Here is a 9,127-nt window from a genome sequence, read left to right as displayed (position 1 = left end):
AAATCCTAAAGGAACAGTAACGGTAAAGTTGCTATATTTTTTTGCCCCATTCGGCAGTCCTTGTCCCTCTGTGCTGAGCGGTCTTAAATTGGTCCAACCCGATCCTAAATCAGCTTGAGGAACAAAAAACATCACTCCTGCACCAGCGAAAAGGTAAATTTGATTATTGTAATGGTGCATCCCTTTACGCACGCTTAAGTCGTATCTTCTCCCTGACTTTTCGTAAGCATAAATGATAAATTCTAAACGATTTGACGAATGCACAACGGGGGCTCTAAAGTGCAAATTTCTACTGCTACGGATAATTTCTTGAGTGTATTGATCACTCCCGCGCAACATTCCAAAGCTGAGATCTGAGGTCAATGCCCATTGTGGTGCAAATCTCCATCTGTACCCCAACATTGCAGCCATAGAAGTAGCTTTCCAATCCAAATCTATCGGTGAATAATCCGTACCAATTTGATCTCTTCCTCCTAAGTCACCCAAAAACCCAGTGGCTCCAAAGCCCATTCGAAACTCTCGCGTATTACGTTTCCAATTTCGACCACTAAACCCACCAAACTGACCAAAACTTAGGCTAGTTATTAGTAGAAAAGAAAGAAAAATGGATACACGTATCATGTAGTTTATTCATCTGTTTGTCTAACAAATATAGATATCCTTAACCGAATTCGCAACATCTTAAATCCGAGAGAAATACTTCCAGAATCTCAGATAATCAACTAAACTTCACTAAACCTAAATTTTACTCCATCCACCGTTGAAATCAATACAATTACATCCTCAGATTTATGAAAATAAAAATTTAGTTTCTCAGCACTATTGTTCTCTTTGGCGAGGCTCAGGGTAGTGTTTTTTCCTTCAAAAATCTTTCCCTTGTAGATATTCTGAGAATCTTTTCTTTTCTCGAACCATTCACTGGCCTCATTTGATTTCTTATTAGGAAGTTTAGTGAGGTAGTACATACCTTCGGCGAAATACAAATACCAAGCAGCAATTTCATGTGACGAGCCCTGGTAGAGTTTTGGCTTACCAGATCTAATTTTAATACTATCTTGCCCAGACAATTGCAGCGTTAAACCAATAAAGAACAATATTAAAAGCGACTTATTCATCTTCTTTGATAGGAATTAAACTTAAAGGGTCCAAAGTTATCAATCGTCCTTTATGATCGAGTGCTTTTATAGCTGTAAAAAATATTCGTTGGTTGATATTAAACATTTGTAGCTGTACACAGACGGAATCAGGTATTTGATTAGATCTGTATGACTCCGTTACCGTAGCTCCCTCTTTTACATATGTGATATCAAAAGAAAAAACCTGGTACCCCAGGTTATTCTTAATCCCGCCTCCAAAACAAATTTTCTCAACGGCTAATTCACCATCATACACACCTGCTATTTGTGGTAGAAAATCTATTTCTGTAGGGGTCTTTTTAACTTTAATCTTATCTCGTTCTTGTGTAAAACCGAAAGAACTAACGCAAAGCAAGGTTATTCCTAGAAGAACTCTTTTCACCGAGAATAGCTTTAATATTTTCTGCTGTAAAATCTGCATTCGCAATCGTAGTTAAATTAAATCTGTGGTATCCTTCCTTTGGTAATTCACTTTCATCAAAACTGGCGTAAGACATTTCTCCAAACTTATCTTGAACGAAAATAACATTCTTTCCTTTATGAAATCCTATTTTATTCATTGCTTGAAGTCCAATCATCTGATAGCCATATTCAAATCTTGCTTCCTTATTAAAGCTAAATACAAAGGCTTTAATTGCCTCAACATTTTTTCCATCTTTATGGTAAATAAAGGCAAGAGGTGATGGATTAGGGAACTTCCTTGGAGAATCACAGTTATAAACACCCCAATTAAAAGCTTTAAAACTTGCTGTGGCCTGATAGATAGCACTACTTGCTGTAATCATCTTCTGTTGTACCTTTTCCAACTCTTTTTTTCGGTTCAAATCTTTAATTTGCTTTGCTTTTTGCTCCTCTATCAACTTTTTCATTTGCACTTGCAAATCTTTTTGACGAGCCTCCAAAGCCTTACGTTCTAAGACCAATTCCTCTTTGCGCTCTTTAACATCATTCATCACAAGATTAAACAACTCCTCAGCTTCTTTTTCATCTACACCAGAAAGTACAGGACGTGCTATCAAGTAATTTGACTTTCTACCTTTGAGGAAAGTGATTTTATACTCTCCAGTCTCCATCAATTTTAACTTGACGTTGTCCCAATTTTCATTTACAATATCTTTATATTGTCTCTGGTTTGGTAGTGCTTCGAAACCAACACCTTGTAATTTTCTTAACTCAGGAAATTCATTCACATCATAGTCTAAATCAAATACTAAATTTTGATTTTCAACCAACTTGTAGTCTTTACGTTGAGGTTCTTCTTTCTTGAGCCCTTCAATCTCAACATCTATCTCAGCTATTCTTTTTACAATAACCTGCTCTTGTTGAGGCGACACATCGTCAGAAACACTTGAATAATCTGGCTCAGAATCACCTTCTAACTCATTTTCTTGTTGGCTTGGTTTAGCATCTGCATAGAGGCATTCAGAATCTTCCCAACCACCATTTTCTTCATTGAGGTAATAGAAGTTAAACCCTTCACTTGGTTTGTACATCTTCATATCTATTGCAATTGGCGCTTTTGGATTAATGGCAACTTCTTTACCGTTTTGGGTTCCACGCACCTCTAACATACCTGCCGATTCAAAAGCTCCTTCATCTACGGTCATAGGAATACCAGCAACAAAAGCACTTGCCTTATCCGCAAAATATCTCACCTTGAGTTCTACTGGAATTTCACTATCTGCAGCCATCAAAGTAGATGCCTTGAAGCTTATTGTAGATCCATTTGCAGTAGTGATTGTAGTATCTCTACCTGGATAAACTTTATATTCTTCATAAGGAACATCTTGTCCGTCTACAGGTGTCTGAATACAGGGTGTATCTTCTAGATCATCCGTAACATTCAAAGGTGCTAAGGCTGTTGTTGCTGCTAAAGTAGTGTTGTTCTCATCTATATTATTTTCGTTCGTTATTAATGTTGACAAACCAATTGCCACGGCGACGGTGGCCAAACCTGTAGTACCCCAAAACCACGTCTTTTTATAGAAGGGTTTATGCAGTGCTTTCAGGTTGCCCAAGATCTGATCAAAATTCTGTCTACTTTTGATTTCTTCTGATGAAATCTTGGGCCTATCCAAATTCATTTTTCGGTTATTCATGACCGCTAGTTTTTAAAAATTATTTTTTTCAACTTTTCTAAAACCCTAAAAGATTTTACTTTGGCATTGTTCTCTGTAATCTCCAGAATTTCACCAATCTCTCTGTAGGGTCTCTTTTCAAAATACCTCAATTCAAGAATTTGAACGTCTTCTTCCTTGAGTTGAGCTATGGCATTAAACAGTCTTTTTTGATTCTCATCATTAATCACTTCATCCATTTCCTCAATGATTTCGGTGATGTGTAAGGTTTCAATATTTACTGCTCTCTTCACTTTTCTATCTCTAAAAGCCTGGTACAATTCACTCTTCGCTATTCTGTAGAGCCAAGAACCAAAAGGAACTCCTCTAAATTCGAATTTATGAATGTTTTTTATGGCCTTTAAAAACACCTGAGAGGTAACATCGAATGCTTGTTCGGTGTCATCCATTCTCTGGTGCACATACCTAAAAATCTGCTCGTGATATTTCCTATACAACGGCCCAAAATCCTCCGGGTTCTTTTTAGCTCGTTGTACCCAAACGCGTTCCTGGTCTAACTTAGAACTTGTTTGGTGATACACTGGGTTAATACTCATCGCTTTTGGTTTTATAGTTTACTTTCTTTTGCAAACTGGTTTGCAGTACGCAGAACTTGCAGATTCTACATACTAATAATACTCCATTAGAAAATGGTTACAGAATAATTTTGGATTATGATAAAAAAACGGAGAAAAGAAGGTGGTTATTGTGCGGTGATGATGGATTTAAAAGTAATAACTCCAGTTACCTTCACCGTAATACCTGTATAGCACAGGGTTGTATATACTATTAATTTTCAATGCATTTGTATCTACATCAACCAAGTCACCGCCAAAATTTGTAATCATTTTACTCGCGGATGGTGTTAAAAATTTGGTAGAAATATTTTGCCAATCCATGGCTTCAATTTTTTCTTTCATGAAAGCAGAAGGTAAACTTTTAGTACCTATCATCCACCCCCACTCTCCAAAAGTATAGATATGATTGTGTAAGGGTAATACCTGAAAATTAGCTGCTTCCATTGTTTTTTCTATACAGCGAAATGCCTTGGTAGTATAATATGGACTTGCTGCTTGAGTAATGAAAACTCCGCGTTGAGAAAGACGATGATATACTAAATTGTACATTTCTTTAGAGTACAACCTACTTAAATCAACACTTCTTGGATCTGGAAAATCTGCAATAATTACATCGTAAACTTTTGGTGTTTTCTCCAGATAATTAAAAGCGTCACCTACTACTACATTTACTTTAGAAGATTGATACGCATCTTGATTCACTTTCCTTAAAATAGGTTGAGTTTGACCAATTTCTATCATTCTTGGATCTAAATCTACCAAGGTGATACTATCAATAAAAGGATACTTTAATAACTCTCGGATGGCACAACCATCACCCGCCCCCATCAATAGAACATGTTTGGGTTTACCCGCCAATTGAACTGCAGGATGCACCAAGGGTTCATGGTACATCCATTCATCAAATGTACTGAGTTGTTTCCCTGAATTTAAATAGAGCCAATAATCTTTTTGCCATTTGGTAATGGTAATTTTTTGATAAGGCGTTTGCTCACTAAACACAACTTTTCCAGTGTATAAGTTTTGATTTCCGTACAATACAATTGGTTCAGAAAAATAGAGTCCACCAAAAATTGCGAACACCACAACTACACCAAATACACTTAATTTCTTTAACAAGCCTGCAAGGATGTACTTTTTAAACTTGAAAAAAACCAATACAGCCACAATGAGGTTTACACCGCCCACGATGAATGGTGTATAGGTAATTCCTAGATACTTAATTCCAATAAAAGCAAAAAATAAACCACCGAGTAAAGACCCAAAATAGTCCTTCTCCATGACCTCGCTAATGTTGGTTCTTAGCTCTGCATTCTTAGCATTTATCCTAGTAACCAAGGGGATTTCCATTCCAATCAGGGCCCCAATGATTATTGCCAAAACGTATATAGAAGGTGCCAAATTAGAAAGATGCGGCATCAACAAATAAACGAAAAGTGAGGATAGTGATGTTAGGATGGAAAGGGTAAATTCTATCCCCACAAACCAAGCCTCTAAGTTTGTTTTAATCCAGCGACTAATTCTACTTCCCAAGCCCATGGAAAAGAGCATCAGGGATAAGATAATTGTCCATTGAAAAACGGAATCTCCTAAAAAGTAAGTGGCCAAAGTAGCCAATATATACTCCGCTACTATACCTGCCATCCCCGTTGCCAATAAGGCAAGCATGAGGGTTCTTTTGGAGTTAAGTAGGGGCATAAATTAGTGAGCAGAATTATCTATGAGTAATAAAACGATATAGGTGACATAGGTTCCAAAAAGAATGAGTCCTTTCCAAAAACCTACTTTTTTCCCTAACCATATCATAGGCAATAGCAATAATGCAAAACCTATCATCCATATAAAATCAAAATCTAAAGCTGGTTGACTGACTTTAATCGGATGAATAATTGCAGTAATACCTATTACAGCCATGATGTTAAAAATATTACTACCGATTAAGTTCCCGATAGATATTGCTGTTTCTTTTCTGTAGGCAGCCACAACACAGGTGATTAATTCTGGAACTGAAGTTCCAAAGGCAATAATCGTAATACCAATTACACGTTCACTTAAACCTGCTTCTTGAGCAAGAGATACCGACCCTTGAAGTAACCATGTTGCACCAAAGTAAAGTCCCACCAAACCAATGGCTAAAAACAAAAACGATTTCCCTAGAGTGGATGGAGCTTCTAATTCTTCCTCGTCACTTTCTGCAATTTCTTTCTTGGTTTGCTTACGTGATTTTGTAACAATAAAGGCGATGTATAATACCAGAAGAATTAACATGATCATCCCTTCAAACCATACAATAATACCATCGTATGCAAAAATGTAGAAGAGAATTGAACTCAAAAACATTTTAGGCCAATCATATATTTTAGTATCGCGTGCTACGGTTAAACCATAGACCATAACTGTAATACCTAAAACTAAGGAAATATTTGCGATGTTAGATCCAACTACATTACCGATGGCAATATCAGGAGCTCCTTTGTAAGCAGCTTGAATGGAAACCAACAATTCAGGTGCAGAGGTTCCGAAAGAAACAACAGTTAATCCAATAACTAAGGTAGATAAATGTGCTTTAAAAGCTATACCAACAGCACCTTTAACTAAAAATTCTCCTCCAATAATAAGTACGATTAATCCTCCAACGAGTATTCCTAAGTCTATTAACATTATGCTTCTGGTGTATTCTTGTTCTCTGTCTGATTATTATGCGCTTGGTCCAATGGCTTACTGTCCTCCTTCTTTTCTGGAGCTTGAGGAGCAACGTATTGGCGAGGAGGTTTACGATGAACCACTCCACCTTCCAGACCTTCCTCTATATCTTGCGCCATCTGATCTAACGGCCTTTGAATATTATCCTGAAGATTTCTTGCACGTCCCTCTAAATTAAGGTCCTTTTTCATGCTCTGCGTTGATTTAGAAATTTCATCTTGGATTTCTTGACTTGCGTCTTTAATTTGTCGGAATCCACGACCTAAGGTTCTAGCCAACCCAGGAATACTCTTTGCCCCAAAGAAAATGAGTACAAATAAAAGTATTACGAATATTTCGGAGCCTGCCACTCCATTGAGAAACATTAACATGCCGCAAAATTAAGAATAATGTAGAAAGAACTACTATGCTTATTGATTAGAGTTAGCTTCCTGAACACGCAAATAATTCATATAGCCACCTTCCATTTCAACGATATTTTCAAAACCAGCAGCCTCTAGCATTTGTCTCGCTCTCGCAGATCTACCACCCGACTTACAATAAACCATTACAGTTTCTGATTTATCCATCGTTTCCATAGCCGCTTGAAAGTCTCCGTTTGTTATATCTAGGTTCTTCGCATTTTCTAAATGACCCTCCGCAAACTCACCAGCAGTTCTAACATCTATCATGTTTCCATTTTCATCTGCCGCAATGTGCTCAAACTCTTTTGGTCCAACAATTCGGATATTCACTTCTTTTTGCGCTTCACCTGTCTTTTCAGCATCAACAGCTTCTGTTTTTCTTGTAATAGTAGTGTCTCCATTAACAATTTTAACTTCCTCTTTTACTACTACTTCTTTCTTGCTTGCTTCTCCACAAGCGACTAGGCTAAACAATGCGCCTAAAACGATTATCTTTTTCATACTATTTATATTGTAATTCAACTGCTGTTGCTCCTTTTCCGTATTCACGGTAATCGGCATCGTAATATTCTAAAAATTCTTGTGTATCTAAATACGTTCGGATTTCATTTTTCAAGATTCCCTCACCTACACCATGTATGGCTACAATTTTTCGTATATGGTGCTTACGTGCTTTTTTGTAGAAAGCTTTAAATTCACGTACTTGTTTTCTCAATTTAGCGCCACCATCAAAACCAGATTCATCATCCACGATTTCGTGCATGTGTAAATCTATCTCCCAAATTTGTTGCTTGTCTGTAGTGTCGAAATCTAGGCGTTGTTCTTTGATGGTATGCTTAATTTCTGCTTCGTATTCTATGTTATCCTTGTCGGCATAGCCTCCACCCGCGTAATTTTCACTTTGGATTTTCACCAATTCAGAAATGGGATAATCTCTGTTAAACCCTGTTTCATCTTGGATAACAACTGTATTTGCATCTTTGAAGGATTGGATAATAGCATAACCTGCTTCACTCATAAAAGTGACCTTCTCTCCTATCTTATAATTCATTGAAAATTGTAGAAAAATTCGTGTGTAATACCATGTAAATACTCGCCGCAAAAGAAGCTACCCATATGGCCATAACAACCAATTTAAAAAGAAAACTTGCATCTTTTTTGGTCGGAGCTATGAGCACTCCATTTACTTGCGAGGCGATTATTGCGTCAAACTTCTCTTGAGGAGCTTGCTCTTCATAGACCTTAAGCGCTGGAGTATATTCCATTACTATTTGCTTGATTCCGGCAAAATCTTTATTACTTAATTCTTCATAAGTAGAAACATAGGCCAAATGTTCCTCCTTCATATCTTTTCGAATGTTGTATAACTTCTGGATGTTTCTCACACGTATTCCCAAGAAGAATCCAAAACCAACGATGATCCATTCTTGCCATATCCATCCCGCAACAATTACGGCAAGAGAAGATATAAGCGCAAAAATCAATTGTACCAATTCGAATTTTCCGAAAAACATGTTTTTAAGCAACTGTCCTCCATCTAAAGGATCTAGTGGAATTAAATTCAACACATTCAGCACCAAGAATAACACTCCTATTTCTAACAGCCAGCTCATCTCTGTATCGGCTCCAAAGTATAAACACCCTAAACCGACCAGAATTCCAGGAAGCGGCCCCGCTAGTAAAACAAGTGCCCTCTCTTTTTGAGAATAGATTTTCTTTTTCCCATGTACAAAAGCCCCCATTAAAGGAACAAAGAGCATGCGTACATTTTTATAATTGAATATTTTCATGAGAGTAAAATGACCCAATTCATGAATCACCAAAACAGCCACCAACATGAAAATAAAGCTATAATCACCGCCTAGTATCCACGCAAAAGTAATGATGAAAAGCAACAAGGAAAATACGGTTGACGCCATATTCCCTCTACTTTCCTTCTCTACCAAATGTGGTTTTTGGGGATAATAAGATTCAAATTCGTCCATAGTTAATCAAAGATAGCAAGAAGATTTAGAGGGGTGAAATAGTAGCTTAAAAATTGTAGTTTTTTGTGCTTGTTTAGACAAAAAATTATTGGCCTGTGGCATTTAATAAAGTAAGGTGTCCATGACGTAATACTTCTATACCATTTCCATCGCGTAAACTTAAACGATATACGTAAACACCCTCTCTGGCAACCTGACCATTTT

General features: G+C 37.1%; 11 protein-coding genes. All 11 read right to left on the bottom strand.

The window, feature by feature from the left end:
* On the bottom strand, window positions 1–621 hold a 621-nt coding region (locus AC22ZQ_RS09550; protein ID WP_318958556.1), incomplete at its 3' end, for an RNA methyltransferase.
* A gap of 101 nt (window positions 622–722) precedes the next feature.
* Window positions 723–1,115: a hypothetical protein gene (locus AC22ZQ_RS09545; protein ID WP_318958555.1), complete on the bottom strand. Its 393-nt coding sequence runs from the start codon at window positions 1,113–1,115 to the stop codon at window positions 723–725.
* A complete protein-coding gene (locus AC22ZQ_RS09540) occupies window positions 1,108–1,518 on the bottom strand; it encodes a hypothetical protein (protein ID WP_318958554.1) in 411 nt (136 codons plus the stop codon). Before AC22ZQ_RS09540 ends, AC22ZQ_RS09545 begins: the two co-directional genes overlap by 8 nt.
* On the bottom strand, window positions 1,478–3,235 hold the full coding sequence (locus AC22ZQ_RS09535; RefSeq protein WP_318958553.1) for a hypothetical protein: 1,758 nt from the start codon (window positions 3,233–3,235) through the stop codon (window positions 1,478–1,480). Before AC22ZQ_RS09535 ends, AC22ZQ_RS09540 begins: the two co-directional genes overlap by 41 nt.
* 5 nt (window positions 3,236–3,240) lie before the next feature.
* The gene (locus AC22ZQ_RS09530; protein ID WP_318958552.1) at window positions 3,241–3,810 is read right to left on the bottom strand and encodes an RNA polymerase sigma factor; all 570 of its coding nucleotides are present in this window, start codon (window positions 3,808–3,810) and stop codon (window positions 3,241–3,243) included.
* Window positions 3,811–3,978: 168 nt separating this feature from the next.
* A complete protein-coding gene (locus AC22ZQ_RS09525; RefSeq protein ID WP_318958551.1) occupies window positions 3,979–5,529 on the bottom strand; it encodes a polyamine aminopropyltransferase in 1,551 nt (516 codons plus the stop codon).
* A 3-nt stretch (window positions 5,530–5,532) separates the two neighbouring features.
* Window positions 5,533–6,492: a calcium/sodium antiporter gene (locus AC22ZQ_RS09520; RefSeq protein ID WP_318958550.1), complete on the bottom strand. Its 960-nt coding sequence runs from the start codon at window positions 6,490–6,492 to the stop codon at window positions 5,533–5,535.
* Window positions 6,492–6,905, bottom strand: coding sequence for a twin-arginine translocase TatA/TatE family subunit (locus tag AC22ZQ_RS09515; protein WP_318958549.1), 414 nt, complete (start codon window positions 6,903–6,905; stop codon window positions 6,492–6,494). The genes AC22ZQ_RS09520 and AC22ZQ_RS09515 overlap by 1 nt, the downstream gene beginning before the upstream one ends.
* 39 nt (window positions 6,906–6,944) lie before the next feature.
* Window positions 6,945–7,439, bottom strand: coding sequence for a rhodanese-like domain-containing protein (locus AC22ZQ_RS09510; protein ID WP_318958548.1), 495 nt, complete (start codon window positions 7,437–7,439; stop codon window positions 6,945–6,947).
* Window position 7,440: 1 nt separating this feature from the next.
* On the bottom strand, window positions 7,441–7,989 hold the full coding sequence (locus AC22ZQ_RS09505; RefSeq protein WP_318958547.1) for a Smr/MutS family protein: 549 nt from the start codon (window positions 7,987–7,989) through the stop codon (window positions 7,441–7,443).
* Window positions 7,979–8,923: a site-2 protease family protein gene (locus tag AC22ZQ_RS09500; RefSeq protein ID WP_318958546.1), complete on the bottom strand. Its 945-nt coding sequence runs from the start codon at window positions 8,921–8,923 to the stop codon at window positions 7,979–7,981. Before AC22ZQ_RS09500 ends, AC22ZQ_RS09505 begins: the two co-directional genes overlap by 11 nt.
* Window positions 8,924–9,127 lie beyond the last annotated feature (204 nt).

It is taken from the genome of Lishizhenia sp. (assembly GCF_057456495.1).
This window is presented reverse-complemented; position numbering and strand designations above follow the sequence as displayed.

What these genes read in the sequence shown, in the direction of transcription:
- AC22ZQ_RS09525 (WP_318958551.1), bottom strand. Translation starts at nt 5,529, where the DNA reads ATGCCCCTACTTAACTCCAAAAGAACCCTCATGCTTGCCTTATTGGCA.
- AC22ZQ_RS09520 (WP_318958550.1), bottom strand. Translation starts at nt 6,492, where the DNA reads ATGTTAATAGACTTAGGAATACTCGTTGGAGGATTAATCGTACTTATT.
- AC22ZQ_RS09530 (WP_318958552.1), bottom strand. Translation starts at nt 3,810, where the DNA reads ATGAGTATTAACCCAGTGTATCACCAAACAAGTTCTAAGTTAGACCAG.
- AC22ZQ_RS09515 (WP_318958549.1), bottom strand. Translation starts at nt 6,905, where the DNA reads ATGTTAATGTTTCTCAATGGAGTGGCAGGCTCCGAAATATTCGTAATA.
- AC22ZQ_RS09505 (WP_318958547.1), bottom strand. Translation starts at nt 7,989, where the DNA reads ATGAATTATAAGATAGGAGAGAAGGTCACTTTTATGAGTGAAGCAGGT.
- AC22ZQ_RS09545 (WP_318958555.1), bottom strand. Translation starts at nt 1,115, where the DNA reads ATGAATAAGTCGCTTTTAATATTGTTCTTTATTGGTTTAACGCTGCAA.
- AC22ZQ_RS09535 (WP_318958553.1), bottom strand. Translation starts at nt 3,235, where the DNA reads ATGAATAACCGAAAAATGAATTTGGATAGGCCCAAGATTTCATCAGAA.
- AC22ZQ_RS09510 (WP_318958548.1), bottom strand. Translation starts at nt 7,439, where the DNA reads ATGAAAAAGATAATCGTTTTAGGCGCATTGTTTAGCCTAGTCGCTTGT.
- AC22ZQ_RS09500 (WP_318958546.1), bottom strand. Translation starts at nt 8,923, where the DNA reads ATGGACGAATTTGAATCTTATTATCCCCAAAAACCACATTTGGTAGAG.